We start from the raw sequence: 26,996 nt of genomic DNA, 5'->3' as shown, positions 1-26,996 counted from the left end.
ACGTGAGTATTCAACAAGGCTTTTTATTAACCAGACAAGCCCGGGACGTCAGAGGTCAAACCCAGATCGAACTGTGGCTGGCGACTGATCAAGGCCCGACTCAACTGCTAATCCGTGGCGAACGGCCGGTGTTTTTTATCCTCCAGCAGGACATCGATGCTGCGCAGGACATCGCCCGTCAACATCGTCTGCAAGCCCAGTTTCGCCCACTGCCGCTCAAATCATTCGAGCAACAGCCATTAGCCGCTTGTTACAGTGATTCCATCCAGCATTCCAATGCGCTTGTCTCGCATCTGACGCAAGCGGAGTTGCTGACTCTGGAAGCGGATATCCGCCTTGCCGATCGCTATCTGATGGAGCGTTTTATCCGTGGTAGTGTCGAATTTTCCGGCCCGGCTCAATCGATGGGCTCCTACTCCAGTGCACGGCAGGTCAAGTGTCGACCGGGCGATTACATTCCCAATCTCAAGGTTGTCTCACTGGATATTGAGTGTTCAGAAAAAGGCATTCTCTATTCTATCGGACTCGACTCAGAAATGGACAGCCGGGTTATCATGGTTGGCAAGCCGCAAACGGCTGAGACTCAGATTCAGTGGGTTGAGGACGAATACGCCCTGCTGACCGCGATGGTAGAGTGGTTCGAACATTTTGACCCGGATGTCATCGTCGGCTGGAACGTGATTGATTTTGACTTTCGTCTGCTGCACAAACGCGCGGAGTGGCACAAGCTAAAACTGATGATCGGCCGTTCCCGCCAGCCAATTTTTTTTCGTACGGCCAGTCAGACGCAGCAAGGCTTCATCACCATTCCCGGCCGCGTCGTACTCGACGGCATCGATACCCTCAAAACCGCGACCTACCATTTCCGCTCCTGGTCACTGGAGTCGGTTTCCCAAGAACTGCTTGGCGCAGGGAAAGCGATTCATAACGTGCATGACCGCATGGACGAAATTAATCGCATGTATCGTGAAGACAAACCGTCCCTGGCCAAATATAACCTGCAGGACTGCGTGTTGGTAAATCGTATCTTTGCGCACACCCATTTGCTTGAGTTTGCCATTGAGCGATCCCGTCTGACAGGTGTCGAGCTCGATCGCGTCGGCGGATCGGTCGCCGCCTTCACCAATCTGTATCTGCCGCAGTTGCATCGCGCGGGTTATATCGCTCCCAACCTGCATTCGGAAAACTGGCTGGCCAGTCCCGGCGGCTATGTAATGGATTCAATCCCTGGCTTGTACGATTCAGTGCTGGTGCTGGATTTTAAAAGCCTGTATCCGTCCATTATCCGCTCATTTCTGATTGACCCGATGGGATTGATTGAAGGGCTGCAGCTTCAGATTGGCAACGCACCTGACCAGGCTGTGCCCGGTTTTCGCGGCGGCCAGTTTCATCGCAGCCGGCATTTTCTGCCACAGATGATCGAGAACTTGTGGGCCGCACGTGACGTAGCGAAAAAGAATAATGAGAAAGCCTTCTCGCAAGCGATAAAGATCATCATGAACTCGTTTTATGGCGTGCTGGGTTCCTCCGGCTGCCGCTTTTTCGATACCCGCCTCGCTTCCAGCATTACCATGCGCGGGCACGAGATCATGAAGCAGACCAAGCAGCTCATCGAAGCGCGCGGTTATCAGGTCATTTACGGTGACACCGACTCGACCTTTGTCTCGCTCGGCAGTGAACACTCGCAGCAGGATGCCGACCAGATTGGTCAGTCACTGGTACAACACATCAACCAATGGTGGCGCAAACACCTCAAACAAGAATACGCTCTCAATTCGATTCTCGAACTGGAATACGAAACCCATTACCGCAAATTTCTGATGCCGACCATCCGGGGGTCGGAAACCGGCTCGAAAAAGCGTTACGCCGGGCTGATTGGCGAGGGTGACAACGAAAGAATGGTGTTCAAGGGTCTGGAAAGCGCCCGCTCCGACTGGACTCCGCTGGCGCAACAATTCCAATCCGAGCTGTACCGGATGATTTTCCATGGCGAGCAGCCTGATGATTATATTCGCCGGATTGTCGAGGAGACGCTGGCCGGTGAACACGATAACGAACTGGTGTATCAGAAACGTCTGCGCCGTAAGCTGCATGAGTATCAGAAAAACGTGCCGCCGCAGGTGCGTGCTGCCCGTATGGCGGATGAAATCAATCAACGTCTCGGACGTCCGTTGCAATATCAGAACCGCGGGCTGATTGAATACTGCATTACCATCAACGGACCGGAGCCGAGAGAGTATCAACACAGCGCAATGGACTATCAGCATTACATCGACAAACAGCTCAAGCCGGTTGCCGATGCCATACTGCCGTTTATTGGCCGGCAATTCGACCAGCTCAGTGCGCCTCAGTTAGGCTTATTCTGAGCCTGGCGCACATACTCAAGTAAATCGTCACTATGGAGTGCTTTGGCGTAATACCAGCCCTGAACGGAAACCTCGGAGCGGGTTTCAATGCAGCTCAGCTGCTGCTCTGTTTCGACGCCTTCCACAATCACACTCAGATCCAACGACTCAGCCAGAGACTGCAGGCTGGCGAATACCTTTCTGCCTTTCGGATTGTCCAGCGCCAGCACAAACGAACGATCGATCTTAATACAATCGATATCAAAGCGGTTAAGATAGCTGAGTGATGAGTAGCCGGTACCAAAATCATCGATGTGGATTTCAACTCCCAGCTCACGTAAGCGTTTGAAGGCCGACATAATGTACTGCTCGTCCACCAGCAACGATTCTTCGGTAATTTCGATATGAACCAGACCACGTAGCGGTTTAATCAGTGCCGCGATAATATCCAGGCTATCGCGGTCGAGTAGTGTCTGCGGGCAAATGTTGACGCTCACCGGTAAATCAACTCCAAGAGAGCGCCAGTGACTCAAGTCCTGTGCAACCCGGCGAAATACCCATAAATCCATCTCTTTCATCATGCCAGCCTGTTCCAGCCACGGTATAAAACTGCCCGGATATTGCAAAGCACCCTTTTCATCCATGGTTCGAATCAGCGCTTCGCAGCCAGTCACCCGGCCAGTACTCAGATCCACCTGAGGCTGATATTGCAGACAGAATTCTTTACTGCTGATACCGCGCAGATGTTGCTCGACCGTATGCTGTTCACGTTGTTTTTGCTGCGCGAGCAGAATCGGGTCATCCTGCAGCCACTGCGCTTCTTCTTCACGACGCAGGTAAGAGGTATTCAGTGCAGAAATTTTGATTTCGCTGCCGGAATAGAACTTATTCATACGCTTCACTGCCGGGAAATAGATGGCACAACCCAGCAACACATTGAACAGTTGCAGCAACACCGCGTGCCAGTCCCCTTCTGTCGATACCCAGGCATTAAACAGCACCGGAGTATGAAAAGGCACCGAAACACTCGGGGCACTGACCCAGCCCCACTGTACCGCGAGCAGTCCGGTCACCACATTCAACATCGGAGTCAGCACAAAAGGCAGCAGCAGACGCGGGTTATAAATGATGGGCAGGCCAAACAGCAGAATCTCATTGACGTTGATAAACGCAATCGGAATGCTGGCCAGAGCAATCAAACGCAGGGTGCGTTGACGCGCAAACAGCAGCAAAGCCAATACCAGAGATAAGGTCGCACCACTGCCGCCGATAAACACAAACGTGCCCATAAAAGACAGGTTCATGACATAGGGTACAGCACCACCGGCAAGGACCGTCGAATAGCTCAGACTGCTGGCTTCCTGAAGCAAATCAACCATAGGTAACAGCGCATAATAACCATGGACACCGACAAACCACAGGAGTGAATTCAGAGCGGAAAACGTCAGACCAAACAACCACGGTTCATTGGCATAATCGGGGCTAAACAAGCTTTCAAACGGTAGATGGGATAAGAGGAGAAACAAACCACGAGTCACCAACATCACCACCGCGGCCACCATGATGGCCGGAATCACCATATTCAGTGACTCTTTAACGATGGATCCGGCACTGTTAGATGAGGTGATATTGAAGCGCTCAAAAGCGAGCAGTTTTGCCAGCAGAGGAACCGAGAACAGCGGGATAACGATCGAGAGCACGATATGAAAGGTCATCAGTGCCACATCAGAATGTGACATTGCCGCTGCCAGCACCAGATAAAAAATGTTGATCAGCGCTACCGGAGGCCTTGGCAGACGCCAGTGCATTGCCAACACGTAAGATAAGGTCGCTGTCATCAGATAAGGAAAAAACTCGCCGATAACCTGATTGGTGTTGTACATCACATCGACCCAACCCGGGCGTTCATCCAGCAGCCATTCACCCATGCTGGCCAGCAGCAGGGCAAACGATGACAAAATGAGACAAGGAATCAGCCAGACCATGCTTTCACGTACCGCCTGCATGGAACTAACGATAAACCGTGCGCCTTTATCCAGTAACCGCTCCCGACCAGAAGCGAGAGGTTTTGACAACTCAGGCATCTATAACTCCATTTACCCAGAGAACTCGATTTACTCAGAGAGCCAGAGCTTAACATATCAGTCACATATCATGATAATCCGCACGATACGTGGTAAATAAATCTTTCGGATATGGGAGAAATACCTCGATTTGAGCCGAATCTGAGTCTTCAGCCGATACGAAACTCGGTTTTTTCATATTGCTTCACTAACCAAACGCCAAAACTGTCCAGTAAACCAATTACCGAGCGCTTGGGAATGACTCTGGTGGAAAGCAGAATATTCAGCCGCTCTACCTCGAGCTGCTTTTCCGGATGGTAACGGACAAAATGCTGTCCACATTCCTTCGGATCGTCATACCAGTTTTTGTCGCGGTACATAATCAGCGAATAACTGGCGCGCAGCAGCTTTTTAGCAATGGTCTGCTGGGCCCTGATTTGCTCTTTGGCCGTGGCCGCTTTAGCGATTTTGTCCCGGTAGTAAACCAGCCAGTCACCCACATCCATATTCCAGTGTTTGGCGATTTCCCAGCTCGGTTCGTAATCACCAAAACAGTCGCCCAGGTTATCGCCATACACGCACACACAACAGTGGCGCAGCATCGGCCCCCAGGAAAAAATACTCTCCAGCGTCGCCACATCGCTCACCACAGCGGTTTTGATCGCCACATCGGTCACAAACGGGAAACTTTTCTGAAAACGCCAGCGAATCGTATTGAGCAGGGTAGCTTTCTTATCGTCAAAGTCACGATGAGTGACCAGCACCACATCCAGATTAGAGTGTCCGGGCTGGGCGGTTTTACGTGCCACGCTGCCGTAGATATAAATACTGTGCAGCACCTCCCCCAGCCCGGCCCGCAAGAAACGCACTAAGTCGTCAATGGCCGGCTGATAAGCAGGTTGAAAAGGCTGGTTAGGATCGATGACCGACAATGTCATGACAAACAGAAACTCCGCGCTGAATTAACTTATTGCTGTACTCATTGATATAATGTTCGCTGATGACCCGCCGCGAATCAATACCTTGCTGTTTACGCTGCCGAATAATCATCCACAAATACACTATCTTGAGGTCACTGTGTGCAGAGATATTCCTTTTTGCCCCGCCCTTTAGTTATAATGCCGCCAACTCTAGAACGAAGGATAAAAATCCATGCCAAAGGCAAGTGAACTGAAAAAAGGTTTTGCGATTGTTTCTAACGGCAAAACGCTACTGATCAAAGACATCGAAGTGACCACTCCTGGCGGTCGCGGCGGCTCTAAAATCTACAAACTGCGTTGTACTGATCTGACAACCGGTGCACGTGTTGACGAGCGCTACAAGTCAGACGATTTCCTGGATACCGTTGAGATGAACAAACGCAATATTTCGTTCTCTTACGTAGACGGTGACGAGTACATCTTCATGGATAACGAAGACTACTCACAGTTCGTGTTCAAACAAGCCGATATCGAAGATGAACTGCTGTTCATCACTGAAGACATTCAGGGCATGCAAGTGGTACTGGTAGACGGTACTGCTGTCGCCATCGAAATGCCTTCTTCTGTTGAGATGGTCATCGAAGAAACCGATCCGTCAATCAAAGGCGCCTCTGCTTCTGCACGTACTAAACCAGCGCGTTTTGCAACTGGCCTGGTTGTTCAGGTTCCGGAGTATATTGCGACTGGCGAACGTGTTATTGTGAACACCACAGAACGCAAATTTATGAGCCGAGCTTAATTATGTCTGATTTAATTTCTTACGACGATGCTATCGACGCCGCTTACGACATTTTCCTCGAAATGGCACCTGATAACCTCGAACCTGCCGATGTCATTCTGTTTACCGCGCAATTTGAAGACCGCGGTGCAGCAGAAATCGTCGAAGTGGGTGATGACTGGGACGCAGAAGTCGGTTTCGAAGTCGATAAGGAAGTGTTCGCAGAAGTACGCATTGGTCTGGTAGACGAAGAAAATGACGTACTGGATGACGTATTCGCCCGAATGCTGATCAGCCGCGACCCGGATCAGAAATCTTGTCACATGCTGTGGAAACGTGATTAATTTTCGTTTTTTGCGTTGATGCGGTTTTTGAGTTCATTCTGAACTGAATAAGCTCATCACAAAAAGTAAATACGCAGTGATAAGTCGAACGCCAACCTCAGGGTTGGCGTTCTTGTATTCAGGGCTGACAGCGCTCTGCTACACCAGCTGATAGTGAATCACATACAGCTCTTCGATACCGGGATAGATATCGACTATCACCTTCTTGAGCTGATCTAACGTCATATTCTCCTGCTCGGCATGAAATTCGGTCAGTTGCGAAAATTGTACCGGTTCTACTTTTTCAATCCGTAAATGGCAAAAATAGCGCCCCTCTTCCAGCGTTGACACTTCAACCACTGTACCCGGCTGATAGTCGCTCTCGCTTTCATCACGAATGGTGATCACTTTCTTGCCCGCCAGAATATCGGCTTCAAAACGGGCAAAAAATGTCATCGTTGTTGGCGCTGCCATACTGCATATTCCTTATTTAATACAATTAACTGACTGATATTTTACTATATCCAATCAAGGTATCTGCTGGTCAAGCCATACAAAATGTCCATTGGACGACACCAATTTAGATTGGTTAAATATCAACCTCATTTACGTTGATTAGGTTACTCTAGGATACATCATGATAAACAAGACCCGAAACGGCTTAATCGCTTTGCTGCTCTGCCCCTGTCTGTCGTATGCCAATAGCCAATATGGCCCGTTACAACTCTACGCTCAATCGCCGCTGCAGACCAACTCTCTGACCCCGCAGATACGTTCCGGTTTCTCCCTTCCGCAAGGCTCGATGGAATTTGCCACCAGCGGCACCATGGCCAGTGTCTGGGCTGTGACCGATGATTACGAAGCCGACTACTATCAGAATCAACTGTTTCTTGGTATGAAATGGCAGATGTCACCACGCTGGCAACTAGGCATGAATTATCGCTGGAACGTAGCATTCAACAACCATCTTGATGAAGTCACGATGGGATTCCATCGCATCTTTGGCCTCGATCAGGCAGGGCGAGAGGACGTCGATAGGGATCGGTTTTATCTCGACGTACCGGATCATGATGTCCATTACGATAACTTCGAGGGCAAAACATTAAGCAGTGCCCTGACGGCGTACCTGCAATATCAGCTGTATCAGGATCAGTACCAGGGCTTGTCATTGGGAGGCTCACTCTATTACAACGACCTCGACCACGGCTTACTCAGTAACAGTCGCTTCGAACAGGCACTGCAGCTCAATTACGCCTACCAATACCAACGCCATCTGCTCAACGTTCTGCTCGGTGTTTCTTTTCATCACAGTGAATCTGTGTTCCGCCATCTTGAATACCGTGACAATACCGCCACATTTGGCCTGAGTTACCAGTATGAGCTGGCCGCCCGCCATCATCTGATTGGCGAGGCTCATGTTTATGAAGGCGTGTCAGATGGCTTTAGTGAGATGTCCAAACCGTCAACCGAATTTGTGCTTGGTTATCGTTACCTGCTGCCAAACAGCGCGATTGAATTCTCTATGATCGAAAATGTATTCAATATGGACAATAGTACCGATATCGCGTTTAGCCTGGCCTACCGTCACCAGTTTAACCCCGGCTAAAACCGGATCCAGCTAACACCTTAAGATGAAAAGACAAACGATGAATTGCATTTTTATGCTCAGTTATAGATTATTTGTATATTCAAATTAAGGTTATTGTGTATGTCCTCTTCGCCCCTCTATCTGCAGATTAAACAGTTTATTCTGGACAACATTGAGTCCGGCCGTTGGCCGGTCGGTCATCGTATCACTACCGAGCTGGAGCTGACCGAGCAGTTCAGTGTCAGCCGGATGACCGTCAACAAGGCGATCCGTGATCTGGTTGCCGATGGTATTCTGCAGCGCCGCCCGCGTCTGGGGACATTTGTCTGCGCACCGGAAGAGAAAGCTGAATCCCCGTTGCTGGATATTCGTAATATTGCCGAGGAAGTGGTCAGCCGCGGCCAGCGTTACCACAACAAAGTCATCAGCCAACACGAGCTTATTGCCGATGACAACGTGGCGATAAAACTGGGCGTCATGGTCGGCACAGCGGTGTTTTACAGCGAGATCCTCCATTTTGCCAATGAGACCCCGCTGCAACTGGAGGTACGCTGGGTGAATGCCCGCTACGCGCCGCACTACCTCGAACAAGATTTTACCCGCATCACACCCAATCAATACCTGTCTGAGAATTGCCCGTTAAGCGCAATTGAGCATACGGTCGAAGCGATCGTGCCGGATAATCACATCAAAACCACTCTCGCCCTCAGCGCCAGCGAGCCCTGTCTGCTGTTAAACCGGCGCACCTGGAGCGGCGATCGCCTGGTCAGTTCCGCTCTGCTCTATCACCCGGGTTCCAAATACAAACTGACGTCAAAGATCGTTTTATCCTGATTGCCGGCATCTCCTGTTCCCTTTGATCTTTCAGGATTATTCACCTCGTGAAAGATCAAACCTCGCTTTACCGTAAAACCGCCCTCCATCGTAAGACGGAAAGTTGATCACAGTTTTGCAACATTCACCTTGTCGGTTGCGTTTAATTGCATCATTATTTGTATATACATTTAAGCAGACAATTAAATTGTCTTGTCACGACACAGCCAAACCACTGACGTTCAAAACAACGACGTTAAGCAACGAAAGGCCGGTGTCAAACAAGAAATGTCATAAGATCAAAGTACAGGCTAAATGACTTGTGACACCAAGAGGGAATTATGGACCTGATTCTGACCAATGCCCGGCTTGTCAGCATGCAGCCAAAAAATAGTGGCTACCAACCTACTGACCCGGTCAACATCGTGATTCGTGACGGCAAAATTGTTGCAATCAGCAGTGCAGCTGCCAGTAACGAAACCGTCAGCAGTGACAGTCGATACATCGACTGTAGCGGTAAACTGGTCACTCCGGGCTTGATTGACTGCCATACCCACCTGATTTATGCCGGTAACCGCGCGAATGAATTCGAAATGCGCCTTAACGGTGTGCCTTATCAAACCATCGCGGCACAGGGCGGCGGTATTCTTGCCACGGTGAAAGCCACCCGCCAGGCCACTGAAGAACAGCTGATTGAGCTGGCACTGCCTCGCTTAGACGGGCTGCTGCGCAGCGGTGTGACTTCGATTGAGATTAAATCCGGTTATGGCCTCACTCTGCACGATGAACTGAAGATGTTGCGTGCGGCGCAAGCCTTGCAGCAACACCGCCGGATTAAAGTCACCACAACATTACTGGCCGCGCACGCCCTGCCGCCGGAATTTGCCGGACGCGCTGACGCCTACATCGAACACATTTGTCAGACCATCATCCCGACAGTGGCTGAGCAGCAGCTGGCCAGCAGCGTCGACGTATTCTGCGAGTCGGTCGGTTTTAACCTGCTGCAGACCGAGCGCGTCTTTGCCTGCGCCCGTGAATACGGCCTGCAGGTCAAAGGTCATACCGAACAACTGTCGAACCTTGGCGGCAGTGCGCTGACCGCACGCTATCAGGGGTTGTCTGCCGATCATATCGAGTATCTTGATCAGGCCGGTGTGGCGGCGCTGGCACAATCAGGCACAGTGGCGACTCTGTTGCCCGGCGCGTTCTATTTTTTACGAGAAACGCAAAAACCACCGATCGAACTGCTGCGTAAATATGGCGTGCCGATGGCGCTGGCCAGTGACATCAATCCGGGCACATCACCTTTTGCCGACCTAACCTTAATGATGAATATGGGCTGCACTCTGTTCGGCCTGACCCCGGAAGAAACTCTGCGCGGTGTGACGCAGCATGCCGCGCGAGCGCTTGGTTTTGCCAAAACCCGCGGTCAAATTGCCACCGGCTTTGATGCAGATCTGGCGATCTGGAATATCGATCATCCGGCTGATCTCAGCTACCAGGTGGGCGTTCCGAGATTAGATGCACGAATCGTCGATGGAGTGCTGTGCAATGACTGATGCAATTCAAACCTCACACAACTTTACCTGGCAAGGTCGTCACGATGCCGAAGACGGCGCTTTAGGGACTCGCGTGCATCATGTGATGCAATGCCTGTCTGCGACCGGTCTTGAGCCCAACCAACAGGCCGTATCCATACTCGGCTTTGCCTGTGATGCCGGAGTAGCACGCAATAAGGGCCGCACCGGAGCGCAGCAGGCACCGGATCGGATCCGGCAGGCACTGGCAAATATGGCCTGGCATCGCGCTTCGCCACTGTATGATCTGGGCAACATTCACTGCCACGGTGACGCGCTTGAACAAACGCAAACTGACGCAGCCCGCGTGATTACTCAAGCCTTGCAACACACCCCGGTCATCGTACTGGGGGGCGGACATGAAGTGGCCTGGGCCACATTTCAGGGCCTGGCCGGGCACCTGCAGCAGACGTGCGCGCAGGCGCCGCGTATCGGAATCATCAATTTTGATGCTCATTTTGATCTGCGTGCGTTTAAATCAGAGCAGGCTGAGGTAAAACCCAGCTCTGGCACCCCGTTTTATCAGATTCAGCACTTTTGCGCCGAACATAACTGGTGTTTTCACTATGCCTGCCTGGGTGTGAGCCGGGCCAGCAACACGGCTGCCCTGTTTCAGCGCGCCGATGAGCTGGGCGTGTGGTATGTGGAGGACAAAGCACTCTCTTCACTCAACCACATCTATCACATGACTCAGTTACAGCATTTTATCGATGACTGTGACTACCTGTATCTGACTATCGATCTGGATGTCTTCCCGGCGGCCACGGCACCCGGCGTTAGCGCGCCGGCCGCCCGTGGTGTCAGTATCGAAGCGCTGAGTCCGTTTCTCGATCGTATCCTGCATTACAAAAACAAACTGATGATTGCCGATATTGCTGAGTACAACCCAAGCTATGACATCGATAATCAAACCGCCCGGCTGGCAGCCCGCCTGTGCTGGGATATTGCGAATACCATGGCGGACAAACCGCCTGCTTCACAGTGTGACTGAATCAAACTAACCCACACCAGCCTGCGTACGAGCAAGGCCGGATAAAACAGAAATACGCTCACGGACACCGAGCGATCTAACACTACGGCGCTGCCCCATACCCTACAAACTCAGGCTGCGCCAAGCTTAACCATGAAGGAGCTGTAACATGACCAAGCAAGCCGAACAAGGCACCCGTCTGGACACCAGTCGTATTATCCGCGCCCCGCACGGCACGACCCTGCGGGCCAAATCCTGGCTGACGGAAGCCCCGCTGCGTATGCTGATGAACAACCTGGACCCGGATGTCGCTGAACACCCGCAATCACTGGTGGTCTACGGCGGTATCGGTCGCGCTGCGCGTAACTGGGAATGTTATGACAAGATCGTTGAAGTTCTGGAACGCCTGGAAGACGATCAGACGCTGGTGGTGCAATCTGGCAAGCCTGTCGGTGTATTCCCGACCCACAAAAATGCACCGCGAGTGCTGATTGCCAACTCGAACCTGGTGCCACACTGGGCCAATTGGGAACACTTCAATGAGCTCGATAAACAAGGCCTGATGATGTACGGCCAAATGACCGCCGGATCTTGGATTTACATTGGCTCACAGGGCATTGTTCAGGGCACTTACGAAACCTTCGTTGCCGTGGCGAAAAAGCACTTTGACGGCAACGCCAAAGGACGCTGGGTACTGACTGGCGGCTTGGGCGGCATGGGCGGCGCGCAGCCACTGGCAGCCACCATGGCTGGTTTCTCAATGATCGCGGTCGAGTGTGACGAATCGCGTATCGATTACCGCCTGCGTACCGGTTATGTTGATAAAAAAGCCACCAGCCTCGATGAAGCACTGGCCATTATTTATGAATCAGACGAACCGGTCTCCGTCGGCCTGCTGGGGAACGCGGCCGACATCTTCCCGCAACTGCTGGAACGTAATATCACTCCGGATGTCGTGACCGACCAGACGTCAGCCCATGACCCGCTTAATGGCTACCTGCCACTTGGCTGGAGCATGCAGCACGCCGCCGACATGCGCAAAACCGATGAAGCCAAAGTGGTCAAAGCGGCTAAACAGTCGATGGCCATTCAGGTTAAAGCGATGCTGGAACTGCAACAGCGCGGCGCGGCCACGCTGGATTACGGCAACAACATCCGCCAGATGGCGCTGGAAGAAGGCGTAGAAAACGCTTTTGACTTTCCCGGCTTTGTTCCGGCTTATATCCGCCCGCTGTTTTGTGAGGGGATCGGGCCATTCCGCTGGGCAGCGCTGTCCGGCAATCCGGAAGATATCTACAAAACCGATCAGAAAGTCAAAGAGCTGATCCCGGATGATCCGCACCTGCACAACTGGCTGGATATGGCGCGCGAGCGCATTCAGTTCCAGGGCTTACCGGCCCGAATCTGCTGGGTTGGCCTGAAAGACCGTGAACGTCTCGGCCAGGCCTTTAACGAAATGGTCAAAAACGGTGAGCTAAAAGCGCCGGTCGTGATTGGCCGCGATCACCTCGACTCCGGCTCAGTTGCCAGCCCGAACCGTGAAACCGAAGGCATGCTGGACGGCTCAGATGCCGTGTCAGACTGGCCACTGCTGAATGCCCTGCTCAACACCGCCGGCGGTGCGACCTGGGTATCGCTGCACCACGGCGGTGGTGTCGGCATGGGCTTCTCCCAGCACTCGGGAATGGTGATCTGCTGTGACGGCAGTGACGATGCAGCCCAGCGCATCGGACGTGTCTTGCACAATGACCCGGCGACCGGCGTGATGCGCCATGCAGATGCAGGCTACGAGATAGCCAAACGCTGTGCGAAACAACAAAACCTCGATCTCCCTATGCTGAACGACGAACTCGCTCAACTGAAGTAAGGACTGTAACCATGTTGAATCTTGTGATTAAACCCGGCGCTTTGACCCTGAGCCAACTGCGCGCCGTGAGCCGCCAACCCGTGACACTGTCACTCGTTCCAGAAGCCATTCCTGCCATTGAACAGAGCACTCGTGTCGTTGAGCAGGTGATCGCTGAGAATCGTACCGTGTATGGCATCAATACCGGCTTTGGTCTGCTGGCCAATACCAAGATTGCTCCGCAGGACTTAGAAACTCTGCAGCGCAGTATTGTACTTTCCCATGCCGCCGGTATCGGCAAATTTATGGCCGATGAAACTGTGCGCCTGATGATGGTGCTAAAAATCAACAGCCTGGCACGCGGTTTTTCCGGGATCCGTCTGCAGGTACTCGAAGCACTGATGACGCTGGTGAACCATGAGGTTTACCCGTGCGTACCGCAAAAAGGCTCGGTCGGCGCCTCCGGTGACTTAGCGCCGCTGGCCCATATGAGCACCATTCTGCTTGGCGAAGGTCAGGCACGTTATCAGGGCGAAGTGATTTCCGGCCTGCAGGCACTTAAAATTGCCGGTCTGGAACCGATTACTCTGGCGCCGAAAGAAGGCCTGGCTCTGCTCAACGGAACACAAGCGTCAACCGCATTCGCACTCGAAGGCCTGTTTATGGCCGAAGACTTGTTCGCCTCAGCCACGGTATGTGGCGCGATGTCGGTTGATGCGGCGCTGGGCAGCCGGCGTCCGTTCGATGCGCGCATTCATCAGGTACGCGGTCATCAAAGTCAGATGGATGCTGCCGCCGCATACCGTCATGTACTGGATGAACGCAGCACCATTGGTGACTCCCATCAGGGCTGCGAAAAAGTACAAGATCCTTACTCACTGCGCTGCCAGCCTCAGGTGATGGGGGCCTGTCTGCAGCAAATCCGTAATGCTGCGGAAATCCTGCAGGTGGAAGCCAACTCCGTCTCTGATAACCCGCTGGTGTTTGCCGACGATGGCGACATCATCTCCGGCGGTAACTTCCACGCTGAGCCGGTGGCAATGGCCGCCGATGGTCTGGCTCTGGCGATTGCCGAAATCGGCAGCTTGTCAGAACGCCGCATGGCACTGCTGATCGACAGCGCACTGAGTAAACTGCCTCCGTTCCTGGTCGATAATGGCGGAGTCAACTCCGGCTTTATGATTGCTCAGGTCACATCAGCGGCGTTGGCAAGTGAGAACAAAACTCTGGCTCATCCGGCTTCAGTTGACAGCCTGCCGACCTCAGCCAATCAGGAAGACCACGTGTCGATGGCAACCTTTGCCGGTCGCCGCCTGAAAGACATGAGCGAGAACACCCGAGGTATTCTCGCGGTGGAATATCTCGCCGCCGCGCAAGGTCTGGATTTCCGCGCGCCGAACCTCTCTTCTGCCCGAGTGGAAGAAGCCAGGCAGATCCTGCGCCGTGAAGTCTCGTTCTATGATAAGGACCGTTACTTTGCGCCTGATATCGCCGCGGCAAATGAACTGCTGCTGCAGGCGGTACACAATCACCTGATGCCGGAGCAATTGCTGCCGAGTGTGGGGTAAAGGTTTTAGGGTTCTGGAACCTTAGAACCCGAATCCGACATTAAGATTGAATAAAGCAGCCAACACACTGGCTGCTTTTTTCGATAAGCGCCTCTGAGACCTAGGTGCTAGGTTCTAGAAACCGGGAACTTCACTGTCCGACATCTTTGCGAGCAATACTTCACTTCTTCCCAGCAATCGGCCCATTTTTTACGCCAGGTGAATGGCCGAGCGCACACCACACACTGTTTTTGCGGCAAATGCAGTTTTTTATGAGTCATGCTGTGTTTTCCTATACTGTGACGGGTTTCATTACGACTTCCGCTGCCAAAAGATCACGCTTTTGAGCTCTTATTATGTTGTTATTATGAATATTGTTTGTTCACTTCCAACTGATTGGACCATTAGACTCCGGGTTGAGAGCTATAATCCGTCACAGTTTTGTCGGAATAGCGTAAATTATGTTTCTAGCTCCTTACTTCTCAAATCAAGACCATCAATTCCAGTTCACTCGCGAACAGGCCAGTCACTTCGCCAAACGTGTAGCGGGCGACTTCAACCCGATCCACGATGAAGACAGCAAGCGCTTCTGTGTACCTGGCGATCTTCTGTTTGCAGTACTACTGAAACGTGAAGGCATCAGCCAGAAAATGCGTTTTGATTTCTCAGGTATGGTGGGTGACGGAACGGCTCTGCATATTGAGAACAAGTGCAGCAAAGAAAGCGCTGTCGTCGACGAGTCAGGTAAAGAATATCTGCACATGAACCGTGAAGGCGAAGTAAGCCATGACGCAGCTTTCATCGAACACGTGGTTACAAACTACGTTCAGTTTTCCGGCATGAACTTTCCGCACATCATGGTGCCGCTGATGGAAGAGCAGCAGATGATGATCAACTGCCAGCGTCCGTTAGTGATCTACGAGAGCATGGAAGTTGAATTCTCACGCCTTGACCTGACGCACCCTGAAGTAGAATTTACGGGTGCGACTTTCGATGTCGAGGGCAAACGCGGGATCGTGACGCTGAACTTCGCGTTTAAAGAAGAAGGCGAACAGGTCGGCAGCGGTGTAAAACGCATGGTAGCCAGCGGACTGAAACCGTACAACCAGGCAGATATTGATGATCTGGTTAGCCGTTTCAACGAGCGTAAGGACGCCTTCCTGGCAAAGTTCGCTAAAGCGGCCTAACAGCAGTCGCGTGCAAAAACCACAAATAAAAAAGCTTCACCACGGTGAAGCTTTTTTATTGCGCCATTACCTGGCCTAAAAACACTGATTTCAGGCTCACAGCCAGCGCCGTACCCGGGTTTTATAATCAACATAATCTTCCCCGAACAGGTGCTCCAGCGCCTTCTCTTCCGGAATAATCTGGAAGCGGTTCATGTACATCACAAATCCCGCCACCACAGCAAAACTTATCAGGTTCTGGTGCCAGTAGGCAAAACCAAACAGCAGCAGTAACAAACCAAGATACATTGGATTGCGGCTGTAGTGGAACACCCCGGAATCAACCACAGTGGTTGCTTTATAAGGCTGAATTGGATTGACTGTGGTTTTCGCACGCCGGAACTGCACCACACCGGCAATGCCGATCACAGCAGCCGCGACAAAACACACCGCAAACACCGCATATTTGTACGGCAGACTGACGTCAGTAAACGGAATCAGAACAGCTAAACGGTTGACCAGAACCAGAGCAACCAGAAACAACGCCACAGGCGGTATTTTCAATTCCAAAAAACGCATAATAGCTCCCAGACAGGTATTGCTTCATTATAAGCCTTTTTCTGTGACGATATAAAAACAAAGCCCGGTAAAACCGGGCTTTATCAATTAAATCAGTGCTAATCTGCTTGTTCCGCCCGATTACATCAACGACAGCAACGCCTGCAGAGGATGTTTCGGTTTGGCCTCTTCAAAGCGTTTTACCTGGCTGCGGCAGGAATAACCGGTGATAAGACAACGCTCTACCGGCAGCTTCTCAATACTTGGTTTCCAGCTCAGGCCGTAAATGTCTTTCGACATCTGGAATTTATCCACTTCGTGACCAAACGTACCTGCCATACCACAACAGCCGACCGGCACTGTTTTCAGTGTTGCACCAAAGTGGGCGAAGATTGCCCCCCACTCCTTCTCCGCGTTTGGCATCCGCGTTTTCTCAGTACAGTGCGCCAGCAGATACCAAGGTTCAGCCTGAGCAGACTCCTTAGCGTGGAATTCAGTCAGGCGTGGCTGCAGCCACTCGTGCACGGTAATAACGCTAAAATCTCCCCGTTCACTACCCAGCACCTCAGCGTATTCATCGCGGTAACACAGCACCAGCGCCGGATCGACGCCCACCATGGGAATGTTCAGATCCGCCACCTGGGACAGGAATCCTGCGGTATTGGTTGCTGTTGACTTAAACTGCTTGAGGAAGCCTTTAATATGCTGCGCCTTACCGTTGGGTTTGAACGGCAGCAGAATCGGTTTTTTGCCCAGTTTTACCGCCAGAGCGACAAAATCTTCCACCACATCCGCATCGTAATAGCTGGTAAACGGATCCTGCACGATAATCACGTGCTGGTTGCGCTCATCCTGCGACAACGACGCCAGGCGCTGCATATCAAACGGAGTCAGCGGATGGCGACGGGTGCGTTGTGCAAGCGTCGGCACAGACAGCATAGGGGCATCAACATAACCCACCGTAGACGCCGTGACCTTCTGTACCCATTTCTGAGCCATCACACCGTTGACCAATTTTGGCGCTTTAGCCATCACCGGCAGCATGGTTTCAATATTGGCCACCAGGTAATCTTTGGCCGGACGCTGATAACGCGAATGGTAGATATTGAGGAAACGGGAACGGAATCCGGGTACATCAACCTTAATCGGACACTGGCTGGCACACGCTTTACACGCCAGACAGCCATTCATCGCTTCGTACACTTCATGGGAAAAGTCATACTCATGACGCTGGTTGATACGGTTACGCACCCGGTCAATCATGGTCTTGATGGTTGGCGTGGTTTCCAGCGCCTTTTTCTCCAGATCCAGGATATCAATGCCCTGCTCGGTCAGTTGGCGCAGCCATTCACGCACCAGACCGGCACGGCCTTTTGGCGAGTGACGGCGATCGGCAGTGACCTTCATCGAAGGACACATCGGCGAGCTGGTGTCATAGTTAAAGCACAGGCCGTTACCGTTACACTCCATCGCACGTTTAAAGCTGTCGCGTACCTCGACATCAATCTGGCGGTCAAAATAGCCGCGCTTAGTGTCAGAGACTTTAACCAGTTCAAAGTTAGTATCGAGCGGCGTACAAATCTTACCCGGGTTCATCTTGTTATGCGGGTCAAACGCGGCCTTAACGCGGCGCAGTTCAGTAAACAGCTCGTCACCGAAGAATTCCGGACCGTATTCTGAGCGATAGCCTTTGCCGTGTTCACCCCACATCAGGCCGCCGTATTTCGCTACCAGCTTAACCACTTCATCCGACACTTCGTGCATCATCAGCTCTTGCTTCGGATCGCACATATCCAGCGCGGGACGCACGTGCAGAACACCAGCATCAACGTGGCCGAACATGCCGTAAGCCAGCCCTTTTGAATCCAGCAGGTCCCGGAACTCGGCGATAAAGTCAGCCAGGTTCTCCGGCGGCACACAAGTATCTTCAGTAAATGGAACCGGCTTGGCGCGGCCTTTCGCCGCCCCCAGCAGACCAACCGCTTTCTTACGCATGTTGTAAATACGGTTGATGCTCGCCAAATCATCACACACCTGGAAGCCGATAATCCCCGCTTCCTGATTCTCGACCATCACTTCCAGACGGGCGGTCAGCTGCTCCACCAGAGAACGCACTAAGGCTTCATCCTGATCAGCGAATTCAACAATATTGAGGCCGAGCATCTCTTTGCCCGGAACGCTGGTGATCAGGTCACTCACGCTGTGCCAGACAATGTCTTCACGCGCCAGATTAAGTACTTTCGAGTCAACGGTTTCCACCGACAGGGCATTCGCTTCCACCATCACCGGTGCGTTACGCAGCGCCGAATCAAAGCTGTCGTACTTGATGTTCACCAGCGTACGCGCTTTCGGAATCGGAGTCAGATTCAGCTTGGCTTCGGTGATAAACGCCAGTGAACCTTCCGCACCACACAGTACGCGGGTGATATCAAATCTATCATTGTCGGTATCAAGGGCGTTTTTCAGATCATAGCCGGTCAAAAAACGGTTCAACGGCGGGAATTTAGCAACAATCTGCTCACGCTTATCACGGCATACCGCTTCGGTCACCCGCATGGCCTCAGCAGCATAACTGCCAGCCTGCGGCAAACCTTGCGATAAATCGGTTTCCAATACCGAGCCATCAGCGAACACCGCCTGCAGGGAAAGCACATGATCCGAGGTTTTGCCGTATTTAAGCGAACCCTGACCGGACGCATCGGTATTGACCATACCGCCCAGAGTAGCACGGTTACTGGTCGACAAATCTGGCGAGAAGAAGAAGCCATAAGGGCGTACCGCATCGTTAAGCTGGTCTTTAACGACACCAGCCTGAACCCGCACCCAGCCTTCTTCGGCATTCACTTCCAGGATGTGGTTCATATGACGGGAAAGATCTACCACCACCCCTTTCGTCAGAGACTGACCGTTGGTGCCGGTGCCGCCGCCACGGGCAGAAAACGTGACGCGTTCAAATTCAGGTTTAGTGCTTATTCTACCGATGATCGACACATCCTGAGTCGATTTCGGATGGACAACGGCTTGTGGCAGTTGTTGATACACACTGTTATCAGTGGAAACAGCAAGACGACTTGAATACTGAGTTTCAATATCGCCGCTAAATCCCGCTGCTTCAAGTTCATGTAAAAACGTTAAAACAACAGGGTCAACATCGGATTGGAGGTGAAGTCTTGGTAACATTTGCTTCCTGCCCGTACTGCGCTGATCCTATCAGCTCTGGGTTATAAGTTATTTTTGGTATTAATATTTGAGTCATGTCACTTTACAACATTTAAAAAGGTGATCAAATCAGAATCTCAATGCCAGAATGAAATGAAACGGAATTTTTCACTAGTGATACCGACTTATGATTTATCACCAAGCCTGCTATGATGCGGTGTGGATTATTTCGCCCCTAACATGACGTTATACTGCGAATGGTGCATTTAATGGCACATCGGCTTAATGTGACCCAGTTTCTTCCATTACGCTTTGCGTCTAATCAGCTTTTACGGACAAATACATGAAAAAAAGTAAGATCGTCACCACCGAAGATATTTTGCTGAAACTATGCCAATCAGTGTCCAGCGTCCTGACTTCCGCCACCGCATCTAACATCTCTTACTCGGCGATGGTGCAGAAGATCAATAAAACGTCACTGAAACCGGACTTCGGTTGTTTTGTCCTGTTTGATGGCGGATTCAGCGGCCTGGTGGTCATCAACTTTACCGCCAAAGCGGCGCTGGAAGTCTACGCCAACTACATGCGCAACATGGGTATGCCGGAAGAAGAACTGGCCGTGCTGCACACTTCAGACGAAGTGGGTGATGTACTGGGTGAACTGATGAACCAGTTAGTGGGTGACTTCACCAAAAAAATACGCAAAGAGCTGCAAACTAACATTACCCAGAACCAGCCTAAAATGTTGTCGCTGAATAAGCAGGTCAATTTGTCGGTGGACACCAACCTGGATCGCCCGCAAGCACGCCGTGTCACCTTCTCGACCGAAAACAACAATATTTTCTATCTTGAGCTGGCGATGGATAAAACCGAATTTATCCAGTTGGAAGAATTTGAAATTCAGGAAGATGAAAGCCCGGATTCCATTTTAGCGGCTGCGCAACAGAAGATGGAAAGTAAGAAACAACCAGGCAGTGCAACGGCAGACGATGCCACTTCCGACCTGCTGGATGAACTCGGCCTCTGATCACAAGTTAGCCCGGCAGCGCCCCTGCTGCCGGTAAAACGCCCCCAATCACCGAACCGCAGGTACAAGACGGGCACTGATTCACATTCCTATTGGCTGCCCGGCTTTAAATTACGGCATAAAAACGGTAAAATAGCGGACTTTTCTCAATGCCGTAGTAACGTTTTTTTCATGTCGATGGATAAGCAAAAAGCCCTCAAAAAAATCGCAAAGTGCCTTGAACTGGGTAACTCCGCCAATGTGAACGAAGCCGCTAACGCCATAAAAATGGCGCACCGGCTGATGCTCAAGTATGGTCTGGATAAAGATGACATCGAGTTCATCAAAATGGGCAAAACCCAGTCCACCCACCTGCTGCCAGCCTCCATCTCATCCGCCATCTTGCGCGTGATCCGCGGCATCAATACCAAATTTGGCGTAGAAGCCGTGCTGCTTAACCATAAAGGCTTGAAACGAGTTGAATTTATCGGCGAAGCAGACCGGGCGATTTTTGCCGCTTTCGCCTTTGATATCATCTATCGGGAAATGAACGAGCAAACCGGGCAATTTCGTAACAGTTTTGCCGGTAGCGGTACACCAAATACCGAAGTCCAGCGCCGGGTAAACTCCTTTTTGTCCGGCTGGGTAGAAGGTGCGCTAGAGAAGCTGCCAGAGATAGCGCCAGACGATGAATCAGCCAACAAAATCAATAACTATATTGATAAAGAGTTTCAAAACATCGACCGGGAAACCTTCAAGCAACAGCTGCGGGAAGCCATGAAGAATCTGACTGAAGATTACGAAGTCGGACTTAAAAAAGGACGCCGGGTATCTGTAAGCCGTCCGATTGATGGTGGCCAGGCGCCGAAACTCCTTAAGTAAACGAATTTGAATCGACCGGCGGCCGATATGATTAAGCCGCAAATCGATAAGTTACTCAGTTGAATACGGTATTTAAGTAAATCCTAAGTCAAGAGTGAGTAAATTCGTCTATGCTTGCATTGACGTATGATCACTTTTCTCGTTTATTGCAATCCGGAAAACTGAATAACTCACGGAGATGAAGTTGTGAAAAAAATTACATTGGCTCTTGCAGTGTTAATTGCACTTTCTGGTTGTGCCGCCACACAACGCCAAAATGCGACCACGGGTGAAAACGAAACTAACTCAACCACCAAAGGGGCACTGTTAGGTGCGCTGGCAGGTGCTGCGGTTGGTTTAGCATCTGGTGATGACGCTAAAGAGCGACGCCAGAGAGCGCTGATCGGCGCGGCAGGCGGTGCTGCTGTCGGTGGTGGTGTTGGTTACTACTTTGACCAGCAAGAAGAAGCGCTGCGCCAGGAACTATTGAACTCAGGTGTTCAGGTACAGCGTGTAGGCGAAAACCAGCTACTGCTGCGCATGGAAAACGGCATCGGATTCCAGACCAACTCTTACCAGCTTGACTCTTCTATCCACAACACACTACGTGGCGTGGCACGCATTTTGGTTGAATACCCGGATACCAGCCTGGTGATTGATGGCCATACCGACAGCACAGGCAGCGACACCACCAACCAGGTTCTGTCTGAGCGTCGTGCTGAGTCCGTACGTTCATTCCTGTTGTCTCAGGGCGTAGCGGCAGGTCGTGCGGTAGCGCGCGGTAATGGTGAACGCTACCCGTTATGCAGTAACAGCACAGCAGATGGCCGTGCATGTAACCGCCGTGTAGAGATTCAAATCTTACCGCTGAAATGATTTAATAGGCGGGTGAGCAACGAATTGCACCATTCTGCCTGAATCGTTTAGTCGATACCCGTATGGATGTAGCCCGGCCTCAGTGCCGGGCTTTTTTGTTTTGTGGTGTGCCGTCCGCAATGTATTGACACATTGGCGGAGTATCATGACCGCTTCTGATATCCCGGCCAGTTGCATACCGTCGCTCACACGCAATTCACATCATGATAAAGGGAAACCAACCACAATGAAGAAAGCGCTTCAGGCATGGATAATCACATTGGGGTTACTGCTCTCAAGCCAGGCTGTGGCTGATCCTTCCGAGCTGATCCAACTGGCGAATCAAGGGGATCGCGCAGCACAATACCAACTAGGGGTCGATTATCAAACCGGCCACAACTTAACCATCAATCTGAACGATGCATTTTACTGGTTTCAGCAAGCGGCGCAGCAAGGTCATCCGCAAGCCATGCAGCAACTCGCCAACGCTTACCAGCACGGATTAGGCACCGAAGCCGATACGACTCAGGCGTTGTACTGGCTGACGCGCCAACTGCTCAGCGGTGACAGCAACGCAGCCATGGCCATCGGACAGCTTTATGAAAGCCTCGACAGCTCCCCTGCCCCGTCAGCGATGGCAGAGCTGTGGTATCACAGTCTGGCTGACCAGAATCCACAGGCAGAGCAGCGCTACAGCGCCATTTTGCAACAGCAGTTTGACCAGCAGCGTGCCCGCCAGGTCGCGTCAATTGAGCAACTCGAGAGTGCCATCAACCAAACCACTGCAGCCGCACAGAACCAAAACTCCACTCAGTCCGCCCCACAAACGCCAAGCCTGATGAGCGACTATCTGTTTGTCGTACTGTGCATTGTGGTTTTGATCGCGGGTCTATCCGTCTACCGCTACGTCAAAAAATCCAACAAACAGCAGACCCAGCACCAGAATTCACTCAATGAAAGCCTATCCCAGAAAGACAACCTGCTTAAACAGCAAAAGCGCCAGTTGGACACGCTGTATCATCAGTTGAAGAAGATGCAAAACCATCAGAGCCGTCAGACTCAGGATCAAAAGCTGCACCTGGCCTGCGCGATGTTTGGATTTGCACCGGGACAGTTACCAGAAGAGCGGCAAATCAAAATTCGTTACAAACAATTGTCGAAAATTTATCATCCGGATATGAAAGGCAGTGAAGACGAAATGAAGCGTCTTAACGGCGCGATGAAGGTGCTCATCAATGAAGTTAATAAATCGTTAAATAAAGTTTCATCCAACTGATGTAAAACCCTCAAAGCCCCAATTACGCTTGACTACGCAATCGATTACTCTCTCAATATTTACAACAAATGGTTAACAGGCAAGCCTGTGATATGCGATAATTCTGCGCGAATTTGGCACCTGCTTCAGGTGAGGAGACAACATGTTCACTATCTACGGTATTTGCGATTGGTGTAAAAAACCAAATCAGTTGACCAAACTCGAGTATCTCGACGGCAAAACCAATCACGCTTGTGAAAACTGTAATGACTTTGCTCGCATGGACGTAAGACAATTTAATATTGCCGAGCAAGCACAGCGTGAACGTCTGGCCAGCCAAAACGCAAACCGACCATAAACCCGATAAAAGCGCCAGGACGGCGCTTTTTTGATCCCTGCAATTGATGCCATCCAGCATTATCCCACCGCCAAAACAGACCACTGTATAACACTGGTATCCACCTTCTGCCCCGTCACTTAGGCGCAGCCGTTCTGCAGATACCACTAACCACAAGTACTGGATAGAAACTACTGTATAAAACCACTGTTCATACGCTAAAAAGTTAATTAGATCACAGAAAATCACACCAATCAGCGACTTTATCTCCGTATCAAATTTTTAAATTTATTAATCAAAATCAAATACTTAATATTGATTTCGTAAAAAGAAAGACAAGTTAAGGTCAATTTTTCATCAAATTCAAACTTGATCAGTATGATATTTAGGAATACTGTATAGAAATACAGCATGTATGAAAGGACAGTGTTATGCTTCATGTAGATTTCGATACCACACGTTTTGGCACCCAAACTTACACGACTGATAGCTACCGCCCGGTAAGCGTTAATCAGGACATGATGTCCCGCCTGGCGCGGCTTTCACAGCAGCAGCAATGGATTTTGTACACCGCGCAATGCCCGCGCCCTCAATACGATACCCTCGCCGCCCATCAGGTGCAGTGCGGAAAAATCATTCATATGAAGCCCTCACAATCCCAATCTGAGCTGGAGATCGTGATGAAAGCGATTCAGTCCGGCAATGCGAGCGCCATCGTCGCCTCCGGCGCGATCGATTTCGTCAACCAAAAACTGCTGCAACAGCTGGCTCGTGATCACCAGTGTGAAGTGTTTTTCTTGCACAGCACGCAGCACCATTTTCATTAACTTCTTATGTGAGTACTCACGGTGATTTTGCGCAATACACAGCAAATTTGAAGCGGGCAGCCGTATGTCCCGCTTAGATTTGGAGTCTGCTTTTTCACTGGATTTAGGTGAATCCACCCTGCCTATATTTTCAACATCAATTCCTTCTGAACCTTTGCTGAAACGAGGTTACGCATACAAAACAAGTGACATATCTAACAGTTTTATATCAAGGCACCTACATCATTAAATATGTGGTTCTAATATCATTAGAACTATTACGTATTTATTCTCAGGTTTGAAATACTATGAAGCTAAATCAAGTCTTAAATCATACCAATCAAGTAGAGCGTTCCAAGTTTGTAAACTGTATCGATAAACTTTGCCAAGATAACAAAAGCGACCCTGAATTAGCCAAACAGCTCAATAAGATTGATGGCCAGCTCAAATCTGCATCTGGTAACGAAATAAACCAACTTTTTAGCTTAGTAAAAAAACACTTCAAAAAACATATCATTGAGCAAGTATCGATAGGCGGTCCGCAAGCTTTTTTACTCATCAATATCCTATCACGAGATGGTAACTGTATAGCGACTATTCCTTGGATTGAACAGCTTTATACAAAAGAGTATCAGGCGATAGACACGCTCAGCAGGTCGCTATTAGAGGAGATTGAAGCTGACGAATCCAGCAATTTTGAACGATTAAATCGAATCGATATCTATAGAGATTGCATGCGAACCGCTTTTTGTAACGACTTAAAGGTTAATAGAACAGCAAAGATATCTGAGGATGAACGCAGTATTCTTAATGTACTGGCTCAACGCTTGGAACTTTCAAGAGAAGAAGTCAATGCTATTGAGCATTCGATAGACCCTATCCCTGAGCTTGGTATTGATAATGCACTCGAATACCTAAGAGAATGTGGCATCATAATGATCAACCGAAGACGTTCAGAGGTAATGGTTCCGGACGAAGTTGTTGACATTCTGCACGATGTATTAGGCAAAGAATTACACGATAAATATGTATTACGGATTTTGCGGTCACTATCAGATGCAGAGCTTTCTAGTACGTTGAAAAATCATGGGTGCAAAGTAAGAGGTGTGGATAGAAAGGAAAAAATAGCCATCATATCTCGCTCAGGCCTGTCTATTAAAAATATACTAGCAAACGACATACATTCTGAAGATGCAACACAAAATCAGAGAAAAGAAAGAATAAAACAACTCTTTGAAGATATGGATCTTGATATCACCAAAATAGGCTCTCGTTTGCAAGAGCGAATAGAGGTTTTAGTTGATCACCTTAAGAGTTCTGAAGAAGATGAGTTTAACTTGCTGAGCGTCAGTGGTTATAAAGAGCTTATGGAATCGCTTTCTCGCACCGAACCGAATGTTGAGAACCGTATACGCTCTGACTTCGAAATTGAAAACAAAGAATCTTTGGATCCTGAATATCTAAGATCGCTAAGTATTACACCTCTGGATATCCTTTATTTATATACCAATGATGAAATCAAGATTATACGAAATGATATGGGCTTGAGTCGAAGAGGTAATCCGAGAAGCCAAATCATCGATTATTTCGCCAGTGCCAGTGACCGTTTCATAGAGAACTACCATCTGCTTGCTAGTCGAGATTTACAAGGACTACATGATGCGGGCATCGATATCAAAGAATCCGATATTGGAATTAAATTCGAAGAAATCACTCGTTCAATACTGGAGCAATTAGGAATGAATGTAGATGAGGATCTGAGGAAAGATATTAATACAGCCAAAGATAAGACCGATATCATTGTTTCACTAGAAAACGATGACGTCATTATCGGTGAAGCAAAATCCTTTAAAAATGGCGAATTTGCCAAATACGCTACGACTTCCAGACAGGTAAAATCATACGTAAAACGCTGCGAAGCAAGCGGTCATCGCGTTGCCCAGGTACTTATCGTGGCTCCTGCGTTCTCGGCTGATTTCATTGATGCCGCAGATATGGATACAGAGATCAATATTTCTTTACTAGAAGCGAATGGATTACAAAAAATACTCGCAGCATACAAGCAACGGAGAACCCCCAATTTCTCCCCGAAATTATTGACAAAAGGTGGGTTGTTAAAAGCGGATCTAATTTCAAAATCAATCTAACCATTAGGCGTCCAATCCCCCCACATTTTCCTGTGGGGGGGCAAACAAGTATATTTTGGCCCCTGTTTACAGGGAT

23 protein-coding genes are annotated in these 26,996 nt (G+C 50.3%); 17 read left to right on the top strand and 6 right to left on the bottom strand.

What is annotated here, in order from left to right:
• Positions 1–2: 2 nt before the first annotated feature.
• Entirely contained in the window at positions 3–2,366 is a 2,364-nt protein-coding gene (locus tag J0X00_RS18285) for a DNA polymerase II (RefSeq protein ID WP_282477409.1), read from the top strand.
• On the opposite strand, the gene J0X00_RS18280 is transcribed toward J0X00_RS18285, so the two are convergent.
• A complete protein-coding gene (locus J0X00_RS18280) occupies positions 2,348–4,429 on the bottom strand; it encodes an EAL domain-containing protein (protein ID WP_282477408.1) in 2,082 nt (693 codons plus the stop codon). The genes J0X00_RS18285 and J0X00_RS18280 overlap by 19 nt on opposite strands.
• A gap of 149 nt (positions 4,430–4,578) precedes the next feature.
• Positions 4,579–5,346 (bottom strand): nucleotidyltransferase domain-containing protein, encoded by a 768-nt coding sequence (locus J0X00_RS18275; protein WP_136484052.1) that lies wholly within the window; start codon positions 5,344–5,346, stop codon positions 4,579–4,581.
• Between the two features lie 214 nt (positions 5,347–5,560).
• On the opposite strand from J0X00_RS18275, the gene yeiP reads away from it, so the two are divergent.
• The gene (gene yeiP, locus J0X00_RS18270) at positions 5,561–6,127 is read left to right on the top strand and encodes an elongation factor P-like protein YeiP (RefSeq protein WP_136484053.1); all 567 of its coding nucleotides are present in this window, start codon (positions 5,561–5,563) and stop codon (positions 6,125–6,127) included.
• A gap of 2 nt (positions 6,128–6,129) precedes the next feature.
• The gene (locus tag J0X00_RS18265; RefSeq protein ID WP_136484054.1) at positions 6,130–6,450 is read left to right on the top strand and encodes an HI1450 family dsDNA-mimic protein; all 321 of its coding nucleotides are present in this window, start codon (positions 6,130–6,132) and stop codon (positions 6,448–6,450) included.
• A 138-nt stretch (positions 6,451–6,588) separates the two neighbouring features.
• On the opposite strand, the gene yqfB is transcribed toward J0X00_RS18265, so the two are convergent.
• On the bottom strand, positions 6,589–6,903 hold the full coding sequence (yqfB, locus tag J0X00_RS18260) for a N(4)-acetylcytidine aminohydrolase (RefSeq protein ID WP_282477407.1): 315 nt from the start codon (positions 6,901–6,903) through the stop codon (positions 6,589–6,591).
• 163 nt (positions 6,904–7,066) lie between these two features.
• Here yqfB and J0X00_RS18255 point away from each other — a divergent pair, with 163 nt between their 5' ends.
• From J0X00_RS18255 to hutH, 6 genes are all read left to right on the top strand, one after another.
• Complete coding sequence (locus J0X00_RS18255; RefSeq protein WP_282477406.1) at positions 7,067–8,035, top strand: DUF3187 family protein; 969 nt, start codon at positions 7,067–7,069, stop codon at positions 8,033–8,035.
• A 102-nt stretch (positions 8,036–8,137) separates the two neighbouring features.
• A complete protein-coding gene (gene hutC / locus J0X00_RS18250) occupies positions 8,138–8,851 on the top strand; it encodes a histidine utilization repressor (protein ID WP_282477405.1) in 714 nt (237 codons plus the stop codon).
• Positions 8,852–9,171: 320 nt separating this feature from the next.
• Entirely contained in the window at positions 9,172–10,389 is a 1,218-nt protein-coding gene (gene hutI, locus J0X00_RS18245; protein WP_282477404.1) for an imidazolonepropionase, read from the top strand.
• Positions 10,382–11,398 (top strand): formimidoylglutamase, encoded by a 1,017-nt coding sequence (gene hutG, locus J0X00_RS18240; RefSeq protein WP_282477403.1) that lies wholly within the window; start codon positions 10,382–10,384, stop codon positions 11,396–11,398. The genes hutI and hutG overlap by 8 nt, the downstream gene beginning before the upstream one ends.
• Before the next feature lie 148 nt (positions 11,399–11,546).
• On the top strand, positions 11,547–13,244 hold the full coding sequence (gene hutU, locus J0X00_RS18235; RefSeq protein WP_282477402.1) for a urocanate hydratase: 1,698 nt from the start codon (positions 11,547–11,549) through the stop codon (positions 13,242–13,244).
• A gap of 11 nt (positions 13,245–13,255) precedes the next feature.
• A complete protein-coding gene (hutH, locus tag J0X00_RS18230; RefSeq protein WP_282477401.1) occupies positions 13,256–14,791 on the top strand; it encodes a histidine ammonia-lyase in 1,536 nt (511 codons plus the stop codon).
• Between the two features lie 107 nt (positions 14,792–14,898).
• On the opposite strand, the gene J0X00_RS18225 is transcribed toward hutH, so the two are convergent.
• A complete protein-coding gene (locus J0X00_RS18225) occupies positions 14,899–15,051 on the bottom strand; it encodes a DUF2256 domain-containing protein (protein WP_136484062.1) in 153 nt (50 codons plus the stop codon).
• 180 nt (positions 15,052–15,231) lie between these two features.
• On the opposite strand from J0X00_RS18225, the gene J0X00_RS18220 reads away from it, so the two are divergent.
• A complete protein-coding gene (locus J0X00_RS18220; RefSeq protein WP_136484063.1) occupies positions 15,232–15,957 on the top strand; it encodes a DUF3581 domain-containing protein in 726 nt (241 codons plus the stop codon).
• A 96-nt stretch (positions 15,958–16,053) separates the two neighbouring features.
• On the opposite strand, the gene J0X00_RS18215 is transcribed toward J0X00_RS18220, so the two are convergent.
• Together J0X00_RS18215 and J0X00_RS18210 are read right to left on the bottom strand one after the other, a co-directional pair.
• Positions 16,054–16,515: an isoprenylcysteine carboxylmethyltransferase family protein gene (locus J0X00_RS18215; protein ID WP_136484064.1), complete on the bottom strand. Its 462-nt coding sequence runs from the start codon at positions 16,513–16,515 to the stop codon at positions 16,054–16,056.
• Between the two features lie 120 nt (positions 16,516–16,635).
• Positions 16,636–19,674, bottom strand: coding sequence for an FAD-binding and (Fe-S)-binding domain-containing protein (locus J0X00_RS18210; protein WP_136484065.1), 3,039 nt, complete (start codon positions 19,672–19,674; stop codon positions 16,636–16,638).
• A 322-nt stretch (positions 19,675–19,996) separates the two neighbouring features.
• Between J0X00_RS18210 and J0X00_RS18205 the strand changes: the two genes are divergently transcribed.
• The 7 genes from J0X00_RS18205 (at position 19,997) to J0X00_RS18175 (ending at position 26,920) form a co-directional block, all read left to right on the top strand.
• The gene (locus J0X00_RS18205) at positions 19,997–20,680 is read left to right on the top strand and encodes a DUF3334 family protein (RefSeq protein ID WP_136484066.1); all 684 of its coding nucleotides are present in this window, start codon (positions 19,997–19,999) and stop codon (positions 20,678–20,680) included.
• A 177-nt stretch (positions 20,681–20,857) separates the two neighbouring features.
• Complete coding sequence (locus tag J0X00_RS18200) at positions 20,858–21,541, top strand: DUF2786 domain-containing protein (protein WP_168796994.1); 684 nt, start codon at positions 20,858–20,860, stop codon at positions 21,539–21,541.
• A gap of 186 nt (positions 21,542–21,727) precedes the next feature.
• A complete protein-coding gene (locus J0X00_RS18195) occupies positions 21,728–22,396 on the top strand; it encodes an OmpA family protein (RefSeq protein ID WP_136484068.1) in 669 nt (222 codons plus the stop codon).
• A gap of 226 nt (positions 22,397–22,622) precedes the next feature.
• Entirely contained in the window at positions 22,623–23,651 is a 1,029-nt protein-coding gene (locus J0X00_RS18190) for a hypothetical protein (protein WP_282477400.1), read from the top strand.
• A gap of 142 nt (positions 23,652–23,793) precedes the next feature.
• Entirely contained in the window at positions 23,794–23,988 is a 195-nt protein-coding gene (locus J0X00_RS18185) for a hypothetical protein (RefSeq protein WP_136484070.1), read from the top strand.
• Between the two features lie 410 nt (positions 23,989–24,398).
• Positions 24,399–24,794 carry a hypothetical protein gene (locus tag J0X00_RS18180; RefSeq protein ID WP_282477399.1) on the top strand — a complete coding sequence of 132 codons (396 nt, stop codon included), beginning with the start codon at positions 24,399–24,401 and terminating at the stop codon, positions 24,792–24,794.
• 287 nt (positions 24,795–25,081) lie between these two features.
• The gene (locus J0X00_RS18175; RefSeq protein WP_282477398.1) at positions 25,082–26,920 is read left to right on the top strand and encodes a hypothetical protein; all 1,839 of its coding nucleotides are present in this window, start codon (positions 25,082–25,084) and stop codon (positions 26,918–26,920) included.
• Positions 26,921–26,996 lie beyond the last annotated feature (76 nt).

This window comes from Vibrio sp. ABG19, from assembly GCF_029962385.1.
Taxonomy (GTDB): Bacteria; Pseudomonadota; Gammaproteobacteria; order Enterobacterales; family Vibrionaceae; genus Vibrio; species Vibrio ostreae.
Note: the sequence above shows the minus strand (reverse complement) of the source record. Positions and strands in the feature narration are given on the sequence as shown.